We start from the raw sequence: 20,350 nt of genomic DNA on the forward strand, positions 1-20,350 counted from the left end.
TGTGCCACCTCTGGTCGCCTGCGGTTGAGCATGCATCTTCCTCAGGGCAGCGGGTCAGTCCTTGGAGGGAGGCGGCTTGGGCTTCACCGACGCGCGGGCCCGGCCCGTGGGTTTGGGCTGGTCGGCGTCGTTCTCATCGCCGGGCCGCTTCCGGGGTGGCTTCGCCGAGGTGTCCGGCTCCGGCTCGTCGAACGTGGGCAGCTGCGGCCGCTCCGCCTTCGGCTTCAGCCGCAGCTTCGGCGGCCCCGACTGCTCGGGCACGCTGGGCTGCGGATCCGGGGTCGGTGCCTGCTTGTCCCGGGCCGACGCGCGTGCCGTGACCGGCTCCGGCGCCGCGGTCAGCGCCGCACGTGGCGCCGGGACCGGGTCGTCGTCCACCCGAGCCGGCAGCAGCGCGCGCTCATAGGACGGACGCGGGCTGGCGGCCGCGATGATCACGGAGCCGAGCAGACCGGCGATCACCGCGTACGGCGCGACCAGGTACGCGGACACCTGCCAGGACTCGATGCCGACCGGGCGCGGCGCGGCCAGGAAGTACGCGGCCGCGACCAGGATCGGGCCGACCGCGCCGGAGACCGACACGCCGACCTTCGAATCGGTGCGGCGCCCGCCCCACCAGGCCGAGATCAGGCCCGCGACCAGTGCGGCGGAGAGCGAGATGGCGGCACCGGGCCAGTACAGGCTACGGATCCAGTAACCGTCGCTGTCGCCGGTGATCCGCCAGACGCCGAGCTGCGCGCCCGCGAAGCCCTGGCCGGCGATCGCGCCGTCGACCACCGCGACCACGGCCAGCAGCCACAGCCAGGCCGTGGTGGTGATGACGTTGGCCGCTATGGCGGCGGACGACACCGCGGCGAACGACACCACCAGCCCGACCAGCACGCCGATCACGGTGTAACCGGCCGCGATCGTCTCCGGCGCGAACGTGTAGTCCTGTGCGGCCTCACGTGCGGGCACGGCGACGAGCGCCACGGTCAGTGCCGCACCGAGCGCGGCGGCCAGGCACAGGGCCATCCGCCAGAGCACCAGCTCCAGCGTTCCGCTGATTTTGCGCGCGGTGGGATCGGCGGCCAGCGCGCTCGGCCCGCTGCGCCGGTCCGCATACACGGCACCGGCGATCACGGACGTCGCGGCGATCCAGGTCGCCCATGTGAGGCTCGCCACCCAGGTCGGCTCCGCGGTGCCGTCCGGGGACGGGACCCATGCGATGATGCCGAGCCCGTATCCGAGCCCTAACTGTGCTGCGCCGGTGCCCGCGGCCACGCCGACTGCCGACGCGATCGATCCACCCCAGCCTCGTACGGCCATGTCCGGGAGAGTAACGGTCCGAGGCCACCGGGCGCGAGGCGACGAACTGGGAGCGGGTCGTTACCGCACCGCGCTATATCGGCCGATAGGTTTAGGCGAACCGCCACAAGGACAGGCGACTGTCGGGGAGAGGACAGCGATGGCTGACGGCAGGCGTCCCGGTGACGACCGGAACCCGTCCGACGAGACGCGGCAATGGGGTGGCGACGACGCGCGCTACTGGGGCGGCGAGGAGCAGCCTCCACAGCGCCCGCCGGCCGATCCGTGGGCGGCGAACGAGGAGACTCGGCTGCAGCACCCGACGGGCGGCGGCCCGGGTTACGGCGGTCCAGGTCAGGGCCCCGGCCCCGGCGGCTTCGGCCCCGGTGGTCCGGGCGGTCCGCGTGGACAAAACGGACCGGGTGGCCCTGGCGGCCCCGGAGGCCCTGGCGGCCCCGGCCGGCCCGGTGGCCCTGGCGGCCCTGGTGGTCCCGGCGGCCCGGGTGGTCCCGGTCGGCCCGGTGGCCCCGGCGGTCCGAGCGGTCCCGGTCCCGGCCCGCGCGGTGGAGATCAGACCGCGCCCTACCGCCCCGTGAGCGGCGGCCCCGGCGGCAACGACCAGACGCGTCCCTACCGTCCGGTCCCCGGCGGCCCCGGCATGGACCAGACCGCGCCCTACCGCCCGGTCGGCAACGACGGCACCCGCCGCATGGACCCGGTCCAGGGTGGACCCGCAGGTCCCGGCGGTGCCGACCCGTGGACCGCGCGCGCCTCGGTCCGCCCCGCCGAGCCCGGCGGCGGCCAGTTCGGTGCGCAGCAGCCCGATCCGTTCTCGCGTGACGATCCCGGCTGGGGCGCGCCGGACGAGCCCACCCGGAAGTGGTGGCTGCCCATCATGTGGGGTGTGATCGCGCTGGTCGTGCTGCTGGTGCTGGGTGGCGCGCTCTACGCGGCCACGCAGTCCGGCGGCGGCGACGCGGATCCGACGCCGACCACGGCCGTGACGACGCCGTCCGCGGAGAAGACCACCGGCGAGCCGTCGGCGGAGCCGACCAGCAAGGAGCCGAGCAAGCCGCCGACCACCGCCGCGAGCCCGACCAAGGCCGCCGACGTGGAGGTCCCGCGGATGACCGGTTACACGCTGGCGGAGGCGCAGCAGTCGCTGGCCGCGCTCGACCTGCCGTTTGCGCTGGTCTACCAGACCACGGACGTCTTCGACCCGGACACCGTGATCGACACGGACCCGCCGGGCGGCGCGACCGTCCCGAAGGGCACGAAGGTCACGATCACCGTGGCGCGTGCGCCGCGGACCACCGGGCCGACCGGGCCGACGAACACGCCCACCAGCCCCGGCACGAACGGCTGACCCAGGGTCAGCGACTGCGCAACGCGACGGCCGAGGTGGTCAGGCCACCCGGTCGTCGCGGCGCGCCCGCCCTGGTGTCCGGCGAGGCGTTGATCTGCCGCAGGCCGTCCACCTGGACGAAGATCGAGCGGCGCTCCACGGCGTCGCCGCCCGCGTTGAGCTCGTATCCGTCGAGCCAGACCCAGCCGTCATAGGTCGGCCAGTCGTGGACCCGGATCACGCGGAAATAGAGCGGCTCCGCGAACTGAACGCTCGCCGAGCGGGTTACGCAGAGGATATCGCCGGACCGGGGCAACACATCGACTCCTTGATACGCGGTTTTCGCTGCATCGGGTCTTGTTCCGTGGCACGTGCGGGGGTGGCCACGAATGGCGTTTCTGATCACCTGTTTCGCTGGATGCGAATTGTTATCGAACCGGCGTGAGGGGTCACGGGTGCTCTGTGGCGCGGTGTGTCCGGCTCGCCGCCCTGCCCGTCATGTCGGACTTCGTCCTACTTGAACGGACAAGCTGGGAACTTTGAGTGACCCACGCCATACACACAGATTGCATCACGAGCCTAGTCAATGCAAGTTGCACGTTGCACCGCGCCCGTTCGGAACGGGTCCGGTTGATGCGACTCCGTCGTACCCGTCAGACTGAATGTGGTGCCGTTCAGTGGGCGCGAATTCGGGGTCCGGTCCGGCTCGATTGATCTTTCCGGCCGGGTGGTTCCGGCCGGTCCGCCCCATAGCCGGAGGTAGCGGTGACCCAGCGCCGAAGCCCTACGGTCCGGCGCCGCCGTCTCGGCGCCGAGCTGCGCAAACACCGCGAAGAAGCCGGTGTGACCATCGAAGCGGTGGCCGAGCGTCTGCACTGTTCCACCTCCAAGGTCTCACGGATCGAGACCGGCCACACGAGTGCGACGCCACGCGATGTCCGGGCGATGCTGGACATTTACGGCATTGATGGCGACGAGTCCAGCGAGTTGGTCCAGATTTCCCGCGAGGCCCGCCAGAAGGGCTGGTGGCATCCGTACAGCACGGTCCTGACCGGCGCATATGTCGGCCTTGAGGCGGAGGCTAACTCGGTTCGAGCCTACGAGCAGCAGGTTGTCCCCGGTCTCCTGCAGACGGAGGAGTACGCACGGGCGATGATTCGCTCCGCTCGGCCGGATATATCCGCCGATGAGGTGGAGCGGAGAGTGCGTGTCCGAATCGAGCGTCAATCGTTGCTGATGCAGGACGACCCGATCGACCTGTGGATGGTGCTCGATGAGGCGGTAGTAGGCCGACCGGTCGGCGGCGACGCGGTCATGCGTGCCCAGATCCAGCATCTGGTCGACCGCGCCGAGTTGCCGAACGTGACGCTGCAGGTCCTGCCGTTCTCGGCAGGGGCGCATGCCGGCATGGACGGAACGTTCACAATTCTCGACTTCCCCGAGCCCACCGACACGGATGTCGTGTACGCGGAGAACGCGACCGGCGGGTTGTTCCTGGAGAAGGCCGACGAGTTGCGGAAGTACGTCTTCATCTTCGATCACATCCGCGCTGCGGCCCTCCGACCGGAGGAGTCCGTCGCACTCTTAGCGGACCTGGCGAAGGAGCCATTGTGGGAGTGGAGACAGAGGTTGACCTGAGGCACGCGACGTGGCGTAAGAGCACTCGGAGCGGCCCCAACTGTGACAACTGTGTGGAGATCGCTTTCGTCACGCCGGCGATCGCGATTCGCGACTCCAAGGACCCGGACGGGCCGGCGCTGATCCTCGCGCCGGGCGGCTGGTCCGCTTTCCTCACCGGTACCAAGACCGGCGAGTTCATACCCACGACCGACCTCTAACCACAGTCCATCCGGTGGGCCGCGCGCTGCCGTCCGGCCCACCGGATGCCGCAAAACAGACAATTGCCGTGGCTGTTCCGCCAGGACCCTCGTTGCACTCATGAACCCGGTATGGCGCCGGGCCGAGTCGAAGCGAGCAAGGCAGGCGAGATCAGTGAGCATTGGCCCCGACAATCTCGGCAACGGGTCGGCGACGCAGGACCGGTTCACCGGGCACCTCAACGGCTACCGCCCGATGCAGCGCGACCGGGTGCACGGCGTCGACCCCGGCCCGGACGTGGAGCTGAGCCCGCGCGGCGGGCTGGACGACCCGCCGATGGACCACTCCTCCCGGCTGCCCTCGCTGGCGCTGGCCGGTCTTGAGGAGCCGATCTACCCGACCACCGGCTGGCCGGACACCTCCGACCCGGGCCCGCTCGCGGATCACCCGCTGCTGCGCGGCCTGCTGCTGGAGCTGCCGCCGAAGGGTTCGCTGCCGGAGCCGGGCTGGCTGGACCGCTGGTTCGAGGCCACTCGCGCGATCCTGGAGTTGATCTACACCCAGGGAGTCATGGAACGCCGCTGATCCACCCGAACGGGGGACAGCAGCGGAAGCGCGTTCTCGGCCAGCCGGCTGTGCCGGAGCGCATGACGGACACCGAGTGCGATGACCGCGAGCACCAGCCCGGTCACCAGCACACCGATCGCGCCGCTGCCGTCGAGCCGTAGCCATCCGGTGGCCAGCGCGCCGCCCGCGAGCGCGGCCAGGCCGGTCGCCTGCAGCGGGATCGCGAGCAGCGGATGCGCGCCGCCGGCTCGCAGCGCCGGTGGCAACGGCACGTTCGGCGCGGAGGTGAACGCCGACGCGCCGGTCCAGAGGCGGGCCACCCGGCGCAGCGCGAACCCGGCGGCCAGCGCGGCCGGCAGCAGCGGAAGCAGCAGCGCCAGTCGTTGGGGATCGATCGCGCCCGGCGTCGCCGGCGCCCACTCCGGCGCCGGGATCAGCAGCAGCGCGACCAGGACCGCGAGGCCACCGGCCGCGAGCGCGAGCACCGTGCCGGACCGTTGCCGCAGCACCCGGGCGGACGACGCACCGGGGAGACCATCGGCCAGTGCGCCGGCGGTCAGCCAGAGAGCGGCGAGCGCGAGCATGGCCCCGAGGTGCACGGCTTCGGTCATGCCACTCAGCGTTACCCACATCGACGTGCGGCGAATCGGGGATCCGCCCTGGCGGTGCCCTGGTCCGCCACCCGTAGGGGACCGCACGGCCTTTAGTGCGAAAAATTACGGCTGATCCGGATCTAGCGGGCAGCCGTCGGCGCGCCATAACCTGCCGGGACAGGTTTTCGCGCCCGACGCGAGCGGTGCGAGCAGGACCGGCCTGGGGAGGCCCGGCCGGGGTCCCGGGCGCGTCATCGAGCCCGGGACCCCGCATCACTCCTACCCCGAATGCAAAATCCACAAAAGTGGGAGTTGCATTCTTGGCTGGGGCAGGCGCAGTCTTGTCGATGTGGAGCCAGGACCCGTGGTATTTCCCGGAGACGTGCTGGTCCTCGCCGAAGGTGACTACAAATTCGGCGCGGGCGTGCTCACGCTGCTGGTCGACGACCTGATGCACACCCAGCGCATGACCGACGGCCTCTGGATCTTCGTGCGCGGCGTCCGCCTCGACGACTCCGGCCACGCCCGCGACCCCCGCCAGGTCCTGGTCCGCATGGCTGCCATTCCCGCCGCGCTTCGTTTTCCGAGCCAGATCTAGGTCAAGAGCTTCCCAAAGCGGATTTCCCGCTTCCGGCGTGGTACAGCCCGTTTGCTCCCGCGGGCAAACCTCCGGCGTTCGGAAGACTTCGCTGGCGCTCCGCTTCCGATCGCCGATCGGAGCCGGTTCCGCCGCTGGTCCCGGAAAACCTCGCGAGGGCCGCCGCTGGTCGCGTCACCCGCCGCGACCAACGGCGGCCCTCGCGGGCGCTCTGGACCGGACCAGCGCGGGACTGGAGCCCGCGGGAGCGTGCGGGCCCCGGCCACGGCGTAAGTGGGAATATCCGCTTTTGAAGGATTTAAAGGGTCTTCATGTGGAAGCCGCCGTCGACGTCGATGACCTGGCCGGTGCTGTGCGGGAAGAGGTCGGTGGCGATGGCGACGACGGCGCGGCCGACGTCGTCCGGCCGGCCCCAGCGGCGGATGGGCTGGATGCCCTTGTGGAAGATCAGGTCGTCGTACTTGGCGGTGACGGCGTCGGTCATGTCCGTGGCGATGATGCCAGGGCGGATCTCGTAGACGTTGATGCCGTGTTCGGCCAGGCGGGCCGCGAAGAGCTGCGTGGTCATGGCCAGGCCGGCCTTGGACACGCAGTAGTCGCCGCGGTTCGTGCTGGCCGTGTAGGCGCTGTTCGACGAGATGATCACGATCTTCGGGCGGGTTCCGGCCTCGTCGGAGGGCTGCGCGATCAGGCGGTTGGCCGCGGACTGGATCAGGAAGTACGGGCCCTTGAGGTTGATGCCGATCACCCGGTCGAACGACTCCTCGTCCGCCTCCAGGATGTCGGCCCGGACCTTCGGCGCCACGCCCGCGTTGCTGACCAGCAGGTCCAGCCGTCCGAACGCGGCCCAGGTCTCGTCGAGCAGGCGGGCGCGGTCCTCGGCCACGGAGACGTCCGCCTGCACCGGGAGCGCGCGGCGGCCGAGCGATTCGACCTCCGCGACCACCTCCTTCGCGGCGTCCACGTTGCCCGCGTAGTTGACTACCACGTCGTGGCCGGCGTGCGCGAGCGAGAGCACGATGCCGCGGCCGATGCCGCGCGAGCCGCCGGTGACCAGCGCGACGCGGCTCACGCGTTGCCGCCGAAGAACGTGTAGTACGGCTCGTCGCGGGCGATCCGTTGCAGGTAGAGCGCCAGCTCGCGGGCGTGGTAGTCGCCCCACATGCTGGACTCGCCGTTCGGCACGCGCTGGCCGTCCGCGATGTGGTCCCAGCCGTTCGGGCGGTGGTAGACCGAGTGCAGGATCAGGCCCTGGTGCTGCGGGTCGGTCGACAGGTACGGCTCGGTGAGGAGCGTGTTCGCCACCGTGAGACCGGCCTGCCAGTAGCGGCGGCCGTCCTCCGCGCGGCCCGCGCCGGTCAGGTAGCGGCCCAGGCGGAGCAGGCCCTGCGCGCCGATCGCGGCGGCGGAGGAGTCGACCGGCTCGTGCGCGTTGTACGGATCCGCGGGCCGGCCCAGGTAGTCGCCGAGGTGGGCCAGGCCGGGCGCGCCGGTGTCCCAGTACGGAATGCCGTCGACCGGCGTGTTCTCCAGGTAGAAGTCGCAGGTCGCGGTGGCCGCGTCGAGCATCATCGCGGTGATCTCGTCGCGCCCGCCGAACGGGTCGAGCTCCTCGTCGGACACGGTCGAGAGGAACTCCAGCTGCTCCGGGTAGCCGAGCATGGCCCAGGCCAGGCCGCGCGTCCAGGTGCTGAACGGCGAGTAGCCCTGCTGCGTGCTCGGCGCGCGGAAGTGACCGTCGTTCACGTTGAACAGCGACTCGTGCGCGGTGCGGCCGCGCAGGTCGTAGAAGTCGCGGCCGGCGCCGTACCAGATGTTGAACCGGGCGGTGTTGCGCGCGTGCTCGACGATCCGGCCGAGCAGCGAGATCCGCTCGTCGTGCTCGCCCATCAAAGCGTGCCCGAGCAGGTGCGACACGGCCAGCGCGCGGCAGGACCGGATGGTGTCCACGAACAGCGACTGCGGCCCGTTGAACGAGTAGATGTAGCCGGTGCCGTCCTGCGTGGTCTGCCAGCGGGCCGCCTGCACCGCGCCGGTGATCTTTAGGGCCAGCTCGTGGAAGTGGCGATCGTCCGCGGAGATCCGGCCCTCGTTCGCCAGGCGCCAGAGGTTGCCGTACGTGCTGACGTTGTTGAAGCCGTGGTCGTGCACGCCGATGTGGCTGACGTGGCCGGCCATCACCGCGATCGTGGCGTCCCGGCCGATCGTCAGGAAGCGCTCGTCGCCGGTCGCGTCGAACTGGAGGATCGCGGAACCGTACTGGAAGCCCTGGGTCCACTCGGTCCAGCCGCGCGCGGTGTAGCGGCCCGCGACCGTGAAGACCGGCGAGGGGGAGCCGGGCGGGCAGCTCTGCTCGATCGAGTCGATCTTCGCGGCGGAGGCCTCCCACAGCCGCGCGATGCGGGGGAGCAGGTCCGCCGGGCCGAGCCCGTCGTCGATCTTCATGCGGCACCTTCCGGGGTGATCGGAGTGGTCGGCGTGCCGCAACAGCATAGGAAAGCGCTTGCCTGAAGAAAAGCCCTCTTCAGATCGAGAACGTCGGCGGACGTTCGTTGGCCGGTTCCGGCGGTTGCGCCTCCCACAGCCGGGCCTTCTGCGCGCCGAGCCGGGCCAGGTACGCCGGGTTCAGCACGATGTACCGGCGCCACAGCCGCCGCGGTTCCAGGCCGAGCCGCCAGAACCACTCCAGGCCGACGCGCTGCATCCAGGCGGGCGGGTTCCTCAGCAGGCCGGCGTGGTAGTCGAACGCGGCGCCGACGGCCAGCAGCGGCATGTCGAGCAACGGCCGCATCGCGTACGTGAACACCTCCTGGCGCGGGCAGCCGAGTCCGACCAGGACCAGCCGCGCACCGGACGCCTTGATCCGCGCCGCGATCTCCTCGTCCTCGCCGGCCTCGACCGGCCGGAACTTCGACGACTCCACGCCCGCGATCCGGATGCCGGGGAACATGCCGGACAGCGCCGGGACCAGCAGCGCGAGCGTGTCCTCGGTCGAGCCGTAGAGGTAGACTGGCAGCTCCTCGGCCGCGCACCGGGCCAGCACCCGCAGCGTGAGCTCCGGCCCGTAGACGCGGTCGGTGAGCCCGGCCGCGTGCAGCAGGTTCAGCGCCCAGCGCACCGGCTGCCCGTCCGGCGTGACCAGGTCGAACGAGTTGAGCCGCGCGTTGTGCGCGGGGTCCAGCACGCCGGTCATCACGCCGTGCACGGCCAGCGCGGTCAGCGCGAACGGCCGGCGGTCCCGGGCCGCCCCGATGATCTGGGTGATCGCGGACTCGTAGTCGACCGCGTCGACCATCACGCCGAGTACGTTGCGTTTGCCCTGGGTGATCACGACACGAACCCCGGGATCCACTTGTCGGCGTTCGCCTCGTGGATCTCCCGCAGGATCATCGGTACGTCGTAGCGCTGCCGCCACGCCGGATAGTCGCGCTCGAACGCCGCGTTCGACCCGATCCACCAGCGGTGGTCACCGACGCGGTGATCGGGCAGGTACTCGGTCCGCATCTCCAGCCCGGTAATGGCCTGGGCCAGCGCAAAGGCCTCCAGGTGCGAGCTGTTCGACCGGCGCCCGCCACCCAGGTTGTAGACGGCGCCGGATCGAGGAGCGCGAAAGAACGCCTCGAAGGCCGTCAGTACGTCGTGACTGTGAATAGAGTCACGAACCATTTTTCCCTTGTAGCCGAAGATCTTGTAGACGCGCTGCTCCATGTTGCACCGCATCAAGTAAGCCAGATAACCGTGCAGCTCAGTGGCGGAATGCGCGGGTCCGGTCAAAGTTCCCCCGCGGAAAACCGCGGTCCGCATCCCGAAGTACCGCCCGTACTCCTGCACCATCACGTCCGCCGCCACCTTGGACGCTCCGAACACCGAGTGCAGGACCTGATCTATGGACATCTCCTCGGGTACACCCCCGGCCCAGGGATGCCCGTCCACCAGCTCGAACCGCGTCTCCAGCTCCACGAACGGCAGTCGATTGACCCCGTCGCCATACACCTTGTTGGTGGAGCAATGAATGAACGGCGCCTCTTCGCAGTGCTCCCGCACGTTCTGCAGCACGTTCAATGTCCCGACCGCATTCACATCGAAATCCGTAAACGGATCCCTGACCGCCCAGTCATGCGACGGCTGCGCTGCGGTGTGGATCACAACAGAGATATCCGAGCCGAATTTCTTGAACACCGACCCGAGCCCGTCCCGATCACGGATGTCCAGGTCAAAGTGCATGTAAGCGGAGCGGAGATCGCGGCCCAGCCGTCGTACGTTCCACGCGGTCGACGCCTCGCGCCCGAAGAACTGCGCCCGCATGTCGTTGTCGATCCCCACGACATCCAGCCCGAGCCCAGCGAAGTGCCGCACCGCCTCCGACCCAATGAGCCCACCGGCCCCGGTTACCAGCGCCACACTCACCGAACACCCCAAGTCCACGACCCGCCGAAGCTCTTCCTGCCTTCAACGACCCACAAACCATCCCGCAACCCCAAAAATCAGACCTTTAAGGGCGCAACACACCCGTACCCACAAATGGCCCTGAGTTTTTTTGGGGTTGGATCTTCGGGGTGCGGGGTTTGATCTTCGGAGGGCGAAGCCCGCCGGGTGCCACGACGCACCGCAACCGCTCGCACCGCGGGGCTTCCGGGGGCTCGGCCCCCGGAGCGGAATAACGAGAGGGCCCCGGTCCGCGCTTTCCGCGGACACAGGGCCCTGAACTCTCGTGGGGATGGGGGGAGTTGAACCCCCACGTCCTTTCGGACACACGGACCTGAACCGTGCGCGTCTGCCATTCCGCCACATCCCCGTGGCTGAGAACTACCCTAGGGCATAGGCTTGGGGGCCTTGCGCCGGGGGTTCCCGGTTTTCCGTTCCAACCTCAAGATCAACTGCAGCATCGATAACAACTCCGCTGCTGTTGTTCTTGGGGGTTGCCCGGACAGACTAGGCTGTCCAAGGCTCGCATCACGGATTTCCTTGCTGTGAGCAGCTTTCCGCCCGTGATGCCTCGGAAGAGTAGCACGGCACCCGTCGGTCGCTGTATGAAGACTGGCAACCAGCGGTCGTTTGCCACGCGAGCTGCGTGAGCGGCGGCCGGATACCATCATGTCCTCGGAACCCGAGGAGGAGCCGGTGAGCGTGCTGCAACGCTTCGAGAAGCGATTGGAAGGCCTTGTCGAAGGGGCCTTCGCCAAGGTCTTCAAGGGGGTCGTCCACCCCGTGGAGATCCTCAACGCCATGCAACGAGAGGCAGAGGCGCACAAGGCTATCCTGGCCGGCGGGCGCACTCTGGTCCCGAACCGCTACGTGATCGACCTCTCGCCCTACGACCACAGTCGTCTGGCGCCCTACGCTGCTGCCCTCGCGCAGGAGCTGGCGCAGTCCCAGGCCGAGTTCATCGGTGAGCAGGCCTGGACCGTGTACGGCGACGTCATCGTCGAGATCGAGCGTGGTGACGGCCTTGACACCGGCATGTTCCGGGTCACGGCCGAGGTCTACACCGGTGGCGAGGTCGCCCCGATGCAGGGCGGCTACGACCAGGGTGCCGGCGGTGGTTACGACCAGGGTGGCTACGGCCAGCAGGGTGGTTACGACCAGCAGGGCGGCTATGGCCAGCAGGGTGGCTACGACCAGCACGGCGGCGGTGCCCCGGGCGGTCGCAACATCCGTCTGGTCTCCGGCGACGGGCGCACCTACCCGCTGCAGATCGGTTCGACCGTCATCGGTCGTGGCGACCAGGCGAATCTTCGCCTGCCCGACGTCGGGATCTCCCGGCGGCACGCGCGCCTCGACTTCGACGGCAGCCAGGTGGTGCTGACCGATCTGGGATCGACCAACGGGACGATGGTCAACGGGCAGCGGGTCTCCGCGGTCGCGTTGAATCCCGGTGACATGGTCCAGCTCGGCACGACGACGCTGACCTTCCGCGTGGACGGTTAGGCGCCTTGCCAGAGCTTGTCCTCACTGTCGCCCGGATAGGCCTGATCGTCCTTCTGTGGATCTTCGTGTTCACGGTGGTCGGCGTGATCCGGCGAGATCTTTTCGCCGGCGCGCGGTCCAGCCGTCTGGTGGCCGCGCCGCGGGGGGTGGGCGCGGCCTTCAATCAGGCGCGCCCTGCGGCGAAGGTCAAGCGTGGCCGTTCGGCCCGCCAGATGGTGGTCACGGCCGGTCAGCTGGCCGGTACTCGCATCACCCTGGGTGAGGCGCCGATCACTATTGGACGTGCCGAGGACTCCACGTTGGTAATCACGGATGACTACGCGTCCGCCCGGCACGCGCGACTGATGCCCCGAGACGGCCAATGGTTCCTTGAGGACATGGGCTCGACGAACGGGACATATCTAGATCGCGCTAAGGTCACTGGGCCTACCCCCGTCCCCCTGGGCGTCCCGATCAAGATCGGGCGCACCTCGATCGAGTTGCGGCCATGACTCTGACCCTGCGCTACGCGGCACGCAGTGACCGCGGTCTGATTCGAGACGGTAACCAGGATTCCGTCTATGCCGGGCCGCGGCTCCTTGCCGTGGCCGATGGCATGGGCGGCATGGCCGCCGGTGACGTCGCCAGCAACATCGTGATCGGTGCGATGGCCCCGCTGGACGAGGACGTGCCGGGCAGCGCCCTGGTCGACGCGCTACGGAACGCCGTCGAGACAGCCAATCAGCAGCTCCGCGACACCGTCGACGCGAACCCGCAGATGGAGGGCATGGGCACCACGCTCACCGCCGCTCTCTTCTCGGGCACCAAGTTCGGCATGGTGCACATCGGCGACTCCCGGGCGTACCTGCTCCGGGACGGCGAGTTCTCGCAGATCACGAAGGACGACACGTACGTCCAGATGCTGGTCGACGAGGGGCGGATCAGCCCCGAGGAGGCCGGCAGCCACCCCCAGCGCTCGTTGCTCACCCGCGCGCTGGACGGCCGGGACATCGATCCTGAGTACAGCGTTCGCCAGGTGCTGCCCGGCGACCGCTACCTGATCTGCTCGGACGGCCTCTCCGCCGTGGTCAGCGCCGACACGATCGCGGACACGCTCCGGGAGTACGTCGACCCCCAGCAGTGCGTCGAGCGGCTCGTGCAGCTCGCGCTCCGCGGCGGTGGCCCGGACAACATCACGGTCGTGATCGCGGACGCCACGGACGGCGACATCGTGGAGCTCGCCCCGATGGTCGGCGGCGCCGCCGCCGGTGACCGGGGTCTGGGCACCGTGACGGACACGTCCACGCCCGCGGCCCGCGCCTCCGCGCTGAACCCGCCTCGTGCGGCCCAGCCGGAGACGGAGGAATCCTCCGAGTCCACCGGTGCGCCGGACGGTCCGCGCCGGCACCCGGTACGCACCGCCGTGCTCTCGGTCGCGCTGCTCGCGGTGCTGGCCGGTGGCGTCTGGGGCGGTTGGCAGTACACGCAGTCGCAGTACTACGTGGGTGCCACCGACGACGGCAAACTCGCGGTCTTCCAGGGCGTGCCCGGGGAGATAGCCGGGTTCGCGCTCTCCAACGTGCGGGAGACCAGTGCTGCCGCCACGCTGGAGGATCTCACCGTCACCGCACAGGAGCGGGTCAAGAAGGGGATCGTCGCCAACGATCGCACGGACGCGGAGCGCCGGCTCGACGAGCTGACCGCGGACACCCCCTCCAACCCGAACCTGAAGCCGGCCTGCCAGGTCGCGCCCACGGCGGATCCGACACCGTCCCCCACTCCGGCCGCCCCTTCGGCGTCACCGGAGGCCTCCGCCTCACCGGTCGCCGGCGCGTCCGTCACCCCGACCCCCGTGGTGACCACGCCCGCCGCACCGGAGACCACGCCCGCCGCCGAGACGCCCGCGCCGCCGGTCGCCGATCCGGCGACCTGTCGGCCGGCCGACTGAGCCCCGGCTCCACCGACCGCAGGGAAGAACTGTGACAGCGCCAGCCGCACCGGCATCTCCGCCCGCCACCACGGGCGAGATGCCGCGACTCAAGATCGACAGCACCAAGCGCCGCAACAGCGAGCTTGCGCTGCTGGCGCTGGCGCTGCTCCTGGTGCTGGCGTACTCGGCGACCGTCGAGGCGACCATGCTCGACACGATCACCCCGGACTTCTGGGTGCCGACCGCGGCGCTCGCCGGGGTGTTCCTGGCGTTGCACGTGGTGGTGCGGTTCCTCGCGCCGTTCGCGGACCCGGTACTGATCCCGGCGGCCGCGCTGCTCAACGGCATGGGCGTCGGCTTCCTCCGCCGCCTGGACCTGGACGACGTCAGCGGCGTGGCCGAGGCTGCGGACCGGGGCGCGTTCGCCGGTGTCGGCGGCCGGCAGCTGGCCTGGACGCTGATCTCGGTGATCCTGGCCGCGGCGCTGCTGGTGCTCATCCGCGACCACCGGAACGTCTCGCGGTACTCGTACACGCTCGGCCTGGGCGCCATCATCCTGATCATGATCCCGGCCGTGCTGCCCGCGCAGTACTCCGAGGTCAACGGCGCCAAGCTGTGGATCCGGTTCGGCAGCGCGTTCGCCATCCAGCCCGGTGAGTTCGGGAAGCTGGCGCTGGTCGTCTTCTTCGCGTTCTACCTGGTGCGCAAGCGCGAGGTGCTGTCGCTGGCCAGCAAGCGGTTCCTGGGCATCGACTTCCCGCGTGGCCGCGACCTCGGCCCGGTCCTCGGCGTCTGGATGATGTCGCTGCTGCTCCTGGTGTTCGTGAAGGACCTGGGCACCGCGCTGCTGTACTTCGGCATGTTCGTCGTCACGCTCTACGTGGCCACCGAACGGTCGAGCTGGCTGATCATCGGCCTGGTGCTCTTCTTCGGCGGCGTGTTCCTCGCCTACTACCTGGGTGAGCTGGTCGGCGGCCCGTTCGCGAACTTCTACGACCGCGCGACGGTCTGGCTCGACCCGTTCGGCGACATCGACGGTGACGGCTATCAGCTGGTACAGGCGTTGTTCGCGTTCGGCACCGGCGGTCTGTTCGGCACCGGGCCCGGCGGCGGCAGCCCCGGCATCATCCCCGAGGTCCAGAACGACTTCATCTTCGCCGGCATGGGTGAGGAGATCGGGCTCTTCGGCCTGATCTCGCTGCTGACGCTCTACCTGATCATCGTCGAGCGCGGGCTGCGGGCCGCGCTCGACGTCCGGGACTCGTTCGGCAAGCTGGTCGCCGGTGGCCTCGCGTTCACCCTCGGTTTGCAGGTCTTCGTCATCATCGGTGGCATCACCGGCCTGATTCCGCTGACCGGCCAGACGACCCCGTTCCTCTCCTCCGGAGGCTCCTCCTTGATGGCCAACTGGATGCTGGTCGCGATGCTGCTCCGGATCTCGGACGCGGCACGCCGCCCGCTCGCCTCGGGCGGCGGTCTCGCGGCGGCGCCGGGCGGCAAGCCCGCTCCGCAGCAGCTGCACGGTGCCGAGACCGAGGTGATCCGCCCGTGAACGCGCCTCTGCGCAAGGCCAGCGTGGTCATCCTGGTCCTGTTCGGCCTGCTCTTCGCGAACCTCAACTGGGTGCAGGCCGCCAAGGGTGAGGAGTACCGCACCCATGAGCGGAACGCGTTCCGGCTTCGCGATGTGGAGTACGGCAAGCAGCGCGGCAACATCGAGGTCAAGGCCGCCGGCGTGAGCACGGAGGCGGTGGCGCTGAGCAAGGGCACCGACGGCCGGCTGCGCTACCAGCGTGAGTACCCGTTCAAGGACGTCTACGCGCACGTGATCGGCTACAAGCCGGTCTACAACACCGCGAGCTCGGTCGAGCGGTTCGAGAACGCGTACCTCTCCGGGCAGAGCGACGAGCTCTTCACCGACCGGGTCCGCGCGATGTTCACCGGCGAGGAGTCGGCGGGCGGCAACGTGCTGCTGTCGATCTCGAAGGCCGCGCAGGAGACGGCGTACCAGCAGCTCAAGGACAACAAGCTCGGTGTGAAGGTCGGCGCCGCGGTGGCGATCGACCCGGCCACCGGCGGCATCCAGGCGATGGTCTCGATGCCCAGCTTCGACCCGACACAGCTGGCCAGCCACACCAAGAAGGACGCGGACGCCGCGTTCGCCGCGCTGGACGGCGACAAGACGAAGCCGCTGCTGAACCGCGCGGTGGCCGACACCTGGCCGCCCGGTTCGGTGTTCAAGGTGATCGACTCGGCTGCGGCGCTGGAGGCCGGTCGTACGCCGGAGACGATGCTGAAGGCCGGTCCGTCGTACGTGGCACCCGGCACGACGCATGAGATCACGAACGCGTCGCCGAGTGTCTGCCCGCAGGATCAGATCTCGATGATCGAGGCGTTGACCGTCTCCTGCAACACGAGCTTCTCCCGGCTCGGTGTGGATCTCGGCCGGGACGTGATCAAGAAGAAGGCGGAGGCGTTCGGGTTCGAGGACGAGGCGCTGACCTGCGGGAACCTGAAGGAGAACAACGGCCTGACCGTGGCGTCCAGCCACGTCGGTGAGGTCGCGAACGCGGACGGCTCCGAGGACAAGGCCGCGATGGCCCAGACCGCGATCGGCCAGAAGGACGTGCGGATGACGCCGTTGCAGGGCGCGATGATCGCGGCCGCGGTGGCGAACGACGGTGTCCAGATGCGGCCGTACCTGGTGGAGCGGCTGCTCGGCCCGGACCGTACCTCCACGCACTACACGGTCAACCCGGAGGAACTGCGCCGTTCCGTGTCCAGCGACGTGGCCCGCGACCTGCAGAAGATGATGCAGAGCGTCGTCGTCAACGGCGGTTCCAAGTCCGCGCAGGTCCCCGGCTACGACGTCGGCGGCAAGACCGGTACCTCGCAGAACGGGATCACGGACAACCACGGCTGGTTCGTCGGTTACGCCATGAAGGACGGCAAGCCGATCTCCGCCGTCGCGGTCTTCCTGGAAGCGGCCGGCGACGGCGGCTCCGCCGAGGCGGCCCGCATCTCCGGCCAGATCCTGAAGGCCGTCACGGCCGAGCGGGCGGGTAAGTGATGATCGCCCCCGGGACCATGCTCGGCGGTCGCTACCGCCTGGAAGACCGCATCGCCAGCGGCGGCATGGGCGACGTCTGGAAGGGCACCGACGAGGTGCTCGGCCGGACCGTCGCGGTCAAGATCCTGCTGCCGGCGCTGCTGGACGAGCACGGCTTCGCCGAGCGCTTCCGCGGCGAGGCCCGCACCATGGCCACGGTCAACCACCCCGGCGTGGTGGACATCTACGACTACGGCAGCGACAGCCAGGTCGCGTTCCTGGTCATGGAGTACGTGGAGGGCGACGCGCTCTCCCGCACGCTCGGCAAGGTCGGCCGGCTGACCCCGGCCCGCACCATGGCGCTGGTCGCCCAGGCCGCGGACGCGCTGCACGCAGCCCACCAGAAGGGCATCGTGCACCGCGACGTCAAGCCCGGAAACCTGCTGGTACGGCCGAACGGCACGCTGGTCCTCACCGACTTCGGCATCGCCCGGTCGGACATGGTGGGCTCGCTGACCGTGGCCGGCTCGGTGCTGGGCACCGCGGCGTACATCTCGCCCGAGCAGGCCTCCGGCGAGGTCGCCACGCCCGCGTCGGACGTCTACGCGCTCGGCGTGGTCGCCTACCAGTGCCTCTCCGGCCGCCGCCCGTTCGAGGGCGACAACCCGCTGGACATCGCGATGCGGCACGTCCGCGACGCGCCCCGCCCGCTGCCGTCGGACATTCCGCCGCAGGTCCGGTCGATCGTCGAGCGCGCGATGTCGAAGCAGCCGGCCAGCCGTTACCCGAGCGCGGCCGCGATGGCCGTGGTCGCCCGGCAGGCCGCGTCCTCGCTGGCCAACACGCCGCGCCCGGCGAACCGTCCGAGCTCCGGCGCGCCGATCACCGGCCGGGTCTCCGCGCCGCCGGCCACCGGCACCGCGTCCCCGACCTCCCCGGCCGCGGTCGGCGCGGGCGGGCTTCCACCGGCCATGCAGCCGCCGATCAGCGGACAGCCGATGTCCGGCGGTGCGGTTCCCCCGATCGGGGGACCTCACGTGCGTGGTGCCGCCACGGTTCCGCCCCCGATCGGGGCGCCGCAGCAGCAGCACTACGCGCCGATGTACCCGCCGCCGGCCGGTGGCTCGACCAGCCGCCAGGTGCTGATCGTGCTGGCCATCGTGCTCGGCCTCCTGGTCCTGCTCTGCGCCGGCGTCATCGCCTGGCTCGCCGGGCGGAGTAACAGTAGCTTGAGTCTCGGCACGCCCCCGGGTGTGACGAGCCTCGTCAGCAACGCCGGAACTGACATTGTCTCGGCTGCGTCGTACCGTCGGGATGAGCGAATTGACCCGGACCGGGTGATCGAGAATGATCGACCGGTCCCGCATGTGTTCAGCGACCATGCCGGCGACGAGCCGGCGCCGGGGACGAACCAGCCCCCCTCGACCGAAGGACGACAGACGAGATGACTGCGCAGGCCCGCCTGCTGGGTGGCAGGTATCAGGTCGGCGAGCTGCTCGGCTATGGCGGTATGGCCGAGGTGCACCAAGGCCGCGACCTCCGGCTCGGCCGTGACGTCGCGATCAAGATGCTCCGGACCGATCTCGCCCGTGACAACACCTTCCAGATGCGTTTCAGCAGGGAGGCACAGAACGCCGCCGCCCTGAACCACCCCGCGATCGTCGCGGTCTACGACACGGGCGAGGAGATCGCCCCCACCGGCGAGAAGCTGCCCTTCATCGTCATGGAGTTCGTCAACGGGCGGACGCTGAAGGAGGTCCTCACCGAGGAGGGCCGGTTCCAGCCCCGCCGGGCCTTCGAGATCATGGCCGACATCTGCGCCGCGCTGGAGTTCAGCCACCGGCACGGCATCATCCACCGGGACATCAAGCCCGGCAACGTGATGGTGACGCAGACCGGTCAGGTCAAGGTGATGGACTTCGGCATCGCCCGCGCACTGGCCAGCGGCGCCACCACGATGACGCAGACCAGCGCGGTCATCGGCACGGCGCAGTACCTGTCGCCGGAGCAGGCGCGCGGTGAGCCGGTCGACGCCCGGTCGGACGTCTACGCGGCCGGTTGTGTGCTGTTCGAGCTGGTCGTGGGCCACCCGCCGTTCATCGGCGACAGCCCGGTCAGCGTCGCGTACCAGCACGTGCGGGAAGAGCCGCCGACGCCGAGCGACCTGAACCCCGAGGCCGGCTCCGACCTGGACGCGATCGCGCTCAAGGCGCTGTCGAAGAACCCGGCCAACCGCTACCAGAGCGCCGGCGAGATGCGCGCGGACCTGCTGCGTGCCGCCACCGGCCGCCCGGTGATGGCCACGCCGGTGATGCGCGAGGACGAGACCCAGTACATGGGCCCGGCGTCCCCGCACATGTCCGGTGCGACGCGTGCGATCCCGCAGGGCGGTGGCTACCCGCCGCCGCAGCAGCGCAAGGAGTCCTCCGCCTGGGTCGTGGCCGGCCTGAGCGCGGTCGCGGTGCTGGTGGTGATCGGCCTGATCGCCTGGATGGCACTGCGCGAAACCGATGGCAACGACACCACGGACCTGCAGGTCAGCAACGTCATCGGGATGTCCCAGCAGGAGGCGGAGGCCGCGCTCAAGAAGGACGGCTTCGTCCCCGCGTTCGCCGATCCGCAGACCGACAACTGCGAGACCGGCAAGGTGATCAAGCAGTCACCGGGCGCGGAGAGCAGGGCACCGACCAACTCCACCGTCACGCTGACCGTGTGCCAGGAGCCGGACAAGGTGACGGTGCCGGCCGGTGTCGGCCTGCAGTACGACGCCGTCAAGGCGAACCTTGAGCAGTGGGGCCTGAAGCCCGACCGCAATGAGGTGGACAATGCGGCCCCGGCGGGCCAGGTCGTCAAGGTCGAGCGTGAGGGTGAGACCGTCGCCAAGGGCACGCCGATCCAGGTCGATGTGTCGCGCGGCAACCTGGTCGAGGTGCCGAACGTGGTCGGTCAGCCCGTGGCCTCGGCGCGGGGGATCCTGGAGCAGGCCGGTTTCAAGGTGACGGAGCTCCCGGGCGAGTCGATCCCGGCGAACCAGACCCCGACGGTGACCGACCAGAACCCGAACCAGGGCCAGACCGTGAAGAAGAACAGCACGATCCAGATCACGGTGCAGAAGAACGAGGAGCCGGACCCGGGCGCCACCACGCCGGACCCGGGCGACAGCGACCCGCCGACCGGCACGCCGACGCCGACGCCGACCGCCTCCGGTGGTGGCGGCGGGCTGTTCGACTGACACAACGACACGACGAGGGCCGTGA

General features: G+C 69.8%; 20 protein-coding genes and 1 tRNA gene. 13 read left to right on the forward strand and 8 right to left on the reverse strand.

The features are described 5' to 3' along the window. Positions 1-54 precede the first annotated feature (54 nt). The gene (locus OP04_RS48640; protein ID WP_157240628.1) at positions 55-1,308 is read right to left on the reverse strand and encodes a hypothetical protein; all 1,254 of its coding nucleotides are present in this window, start codon (positions 1,306-1,308) and stop codon (positions 55-57) included. A gap of 383 nt (positions 1,309-1,691) precedes the next feature. Here OP04_RS48640 and OP04_RS55925 point away from each other — a divergent pair, with 383 nt between their 5' ends. Both OP04_RS55925 and OP04_RS30750 read left to right on the forward strand, forming a co-directional pair. Beyond that, positions 1,692-1,883 carry a hypothetical protein gene (locus OP04_RS55925; protein WP_157240629.1) on the forward strand — a complete coding sequence of 64 codons (192 nt, stop codon included), beginning with the start codon at positions 1,692-1,694 and terminating at the stop codon, positions 1,881-1,883. Then, entirely contained in the window at positions 1,880-2,653 is a 774-nt protein-coding gene (locus tag OP04_RS30750) for a PASTA domain-containing protein (RefSeq protein ID WP_033343406.1), read from the forward strand. The genes OP04_RS55925 and OP04_RS30750 overlap by 4 nt, the downstream gene beginning before the upstream one ends. A gap of 7 nt (positions 2,654-2,660) precedes the next feature. Here OP04_RS30750 and OP04_RS30755 read toward each other — a convergent pair whose 3' ends face one another. Beyond that, positions 2,661-2,951, reverse strand: a complete 291-nt coding sequence (locus OP04_RS30755; RefSeq protein WP_033343407.1) for a hypothetical protein — start codon at positions 2,949-2,951, stop codon at positions 2,661-2,663. Between the two features lie 446 nt (positions 2,952-3,397). Here OP04_RS30755 and OP04_RS30760 point away from each other — a divergent pair, with 446 nt between their 5' ends. The 3 genes from OP04_RS30760 (at position 3,398) to OP04_RS30770 (ending at position 5,035) form a co-directional block, all read left to right on the forward strand. Beyond that, positions 3,398-4,270, forward strand: coding sequence for a helix-turn-helix domain-containing protein (locus OP04_RS30760; RefSeq protein WP_033343408.1), 873 nt, complete (start codon positions 3,398-3,400; stop codon positions 4,268-4,270). Continuing rightward, a complete protein-coding gene (locus OP04_RS30765; RefSeq protein WP_033343409.1) occupies positions 4,240-4,470 on the forward strand; it encodes a DUF397 domain-containing protein in 231 nt (76 codons plus the stop codon). Before OP04_RS30760 ends, OP04_RS30765 begins: the two co-directional genes overlap by 31 nt. Before the next feature lie 154 nt (positions 4,471-4,624). Further along, complete coding sequence (locus OP04_RS30770; RefSeq protein WP_033343410.1) at positions 4,625-5,035, forward strand: hypothetical protein; 411 nt, start codon at positions 4,625-4,627, stop codon at positions 5,033-5,035. On the opposite strand, the gene OP04_RS30775 is transcribed toward OP04_RS30770, so the two are convergent. Next, positions 5,005-5,628, reverse strand: coding sequence for a hypothetical protein (locus tag OP04_RS30775; RefSeq protein ID WP_033343411.1), 624 nt, complete (start codon positions 5,626-5,628; stop codon positions 5,005-5,007). The two genes, OP04_RS30770 and OP04_RS30775, sit on opposite strands and share 31 nt — an antisense overlap. Before the next feature lie 346 nt (positions 5,629-5,974). Between OP04_RS30775 and OP04_RS30780 the strand changes: the two genes are divergently transcribed. Next, positions 5,975-6,208: a hypothetical protein gene (locus OP04_RS30780; protein WP_157240630.1), complete on the forward strand. Its 234-nt coding sequence runs from the start codon at positions 5,975-5,977 to the stop codon at positions 6,206-6,208. A 298-nt stretch (positions 6,209-6,506) separates the two neighbouring features. On the opposite strand, the gene OP04_RS30785 is transcribed toward OP04_RS30780, so the two are convergent. The 5 genes from OP04_RS30785 to OP04_RS30805 all read right to left on the reverse strand — a co-directional run bounded on the left by OP04_RS30785 (position 6,507) and on the right by OP04_RS30805 (position 11,003). Beyond that, on the reverse strand, positions 6,507-7,280 hold the full coding sequence (locus OP04_RS30785; RefSeq protein WP_033343412.1) for a 3-ketoacyl-ACP reductase: 774 nt from the start codon (positions 7,278-7,280) through the stop codon (positions 6,507-6,509). Beyond that, positions 7,277-8,653, reverse strand: coding sequence for a glycoside hydrolase family 88 protein (locus tag OP04_RS30790; protein WP_033343413.1), 1,377 nt, complete (start codon positions 8,651-8,653; stop codon positions 7,277-7,279). Before OP04_RS30790 ends, OP04_RS30785 begins: the two co-directional genes overlap by 4 nt. Before the next feature lie 79 nt (positions 8,654-8,732). Continuing rightward, positions 8,733-9,503, reverse strand: a complete 771-nt coding sequence (locus OP04_RS30795) for a WecB/TagA/CpsF family glycosyltransferase (protein ID WP_051799404.1) — start codon at positions 9,501-9,503, stop codon at positions 8,733-8,735. A 32-nt stretch (positions 9,504-9,535) separates the two neighbouring features. Next, a complete protein-coding gene (locus OP04_RS30800) occupies positions 9,536-10,615 on the reverse strand; it encodes an NAD-dependent epimerase/dehydratase family protein (protein ID WP_033343572.1) in 1,080 nt (359 codons plus the stop codon). 305 nt (positions 10,616-10,920) lie between these two features. Beyond that, positions 10,921-11,003: transfer RNA gene (locus tag OP04_RS30805), tRNA-Leu, on the reverse strand. A gap of 299 nt (positions 11,004-11,302) precedes the next feature. On the opposite strand from OP04_RS30805, the gene OP04_RS30810 reads away from it, so the two are divergent. The 7 genes from OP04_RS30810 to pknB are packed head-to-tail and all read left to right on the forward strand — an operon-like array spanning position 11,303 to position 20,325. Then, entirely contained in the window at positions 11,303-12,136 is an 834-nt protein-coding gene (locus OP04_RS30810; RefSeq protein WP_033343415.1) for an FhaA domain-containing protein, read from the forward strand. Positions 12,137-12,141: 5 nt separating this feature from the next. Further along, positions 12,142-12,627, forward strand: coding sequence for an FHA domain-containing protein FhaB/FipA (locus OP04_RS30815; RefSeq protein WP_033343416.1), 486 nt, complete (start codon positions 12,142-12,144; stop codon positions 12,625-12,627). Next, positions 12,624-14,063, forward strand: a complete 1,440-nt coding sequence (locus tag OP04_RS30820) for a PP2C family protein-serine/threonine phosphatase (protein ID WP_033343417.1) — start codon at positions 12,624-12,626, stop codon at positions 14,061-14,063. Before OP04_RS30815 ends, OP04_RS30820 begins: the two co-directional genes overlap by 4 nt. Before the next feature lie 31 nt (positions 14,064-14,094). Next, positions 14,095-15,597 (forward strand): FtsW/RodA/SpoVE family cell cycle protein, encoded by a 1,503-nt coding sequence (locus OP04_RS30825; protein WP_033343418.1) that lies wholly within the window; start codon positions 14,095-14,097, stop codon positions 15,595-15,597. Then, positions 15,594-17,114, forward strand: coding sequence for a penicillin-binding transpeptidase domain-containing protein (locus OP04_RS30830; RefSeq protein ID WP_033343419.1), 1,521 nt, complete (start codon positions 15,594-15,596; stop codon positions 17,112-17,114). The genes OP04_RS30825 and OP04_RS30830 overlap by 4 nt, the downstream gene beginning before the upstream one ends. Further along, positions 17,114-18,541: a serine/threonine-protein kinase gene (locus OP04_RS30835; RefSeq protein ID WP_063746720.1), complete on the forward strand. Its 1,428-nt coding sequence runs from the start codon at positions 17,114-17,116 to the stop codon at positions 18,539-18,541. Before OP04_RS30830 ends, OP04_RS30835 begins: the two co-directional genes overlap by 1 nt. After that, positions 18,538-20,325 (forward strand): Stk1 family PASTA domain-containing Ser/Thr kinase, encoded by a 1,788-nt coding sequence (gene pknB / locus OP04_RS30840; RefSeq protein WP_033343420.1) that lies wholly within the window; start codon positions 18,538-18,540, stop codon positions 20,323-20,325. The genes OP04_RS30835 and pknB overlap by 4 nt, the downstream gene beginning before the upstream one ends. Positions 20,326-20,350: the final 25 nt, after the last annotated feature.

It is taken from the genome of Catenuloplanes japonicus (assembly GCF_000717135.1).
GTDB lineage: Bacteria > Actinomycetota > Actinomycetes > Mycobacteriales > Micromonosporaceae > Catenuloplanes > Catenuloplanes japonicus.

Bases quoted from the DNA above. Each gene is read 5' to 3' on its own strand.
- OP04_RS48640 (WP_157240628.1), bottom strand. From the start codon at position 1,308: ATGGCCGTACGAGGCTGGGGTGGATCGATCGCGTCGGCAGTCGGCGTG.
- OP04_RS30775 (WP_033343411.1), bottom strand. From the start codon at position 5,628: ATGACCGAAGCCGTGCACCTCGGGGCCATGCTCGCGCTCGCCGCTCTC.
- OP04_RS30790 (WP_033343413.1), bottom strand. From the start codon at position 8,653: ATGAAGATCGACGACGGGCTCGGCCCGGCGGACCTGCTCCCCCGCATC.
- OP04_RS30795 (WP_051799404.1), bottom strand. From the start codon at position 9,503: ATGGTCGACGCGGTCGACTACGAGTCCGCGATCACCCAGATCATCGGG.
- OP04_RS30810 (WP_033343415.1), top strand. From the start codon at position 11,303: ATGTCCTCGGAACCCGAGGAGGAGCCGGTGAGCGTGCTGCAACGCTTC.
- OP04_RS30820 (WP_033343417.1), top strand. From the start codon at position 12,624: ATGACTCTGACCCTGCGCTACGCGGCACGCAGTGACCGCGGTCTGATT.
- OP04_RS30835 (WP_063746720.1), top strand. From the start codon at position 17,114: ATGATCGCCCCCGGGACCATGCTCGGCGGTCGCTACCGCCTGGAAGAC.
- pknB (WP_033343420.1), top strand. From the start codon at position 18,538: ATGACTGCGCAGGCCCGCCTGCTGGGTGGCAGGTATCAGGTCGGCGAG.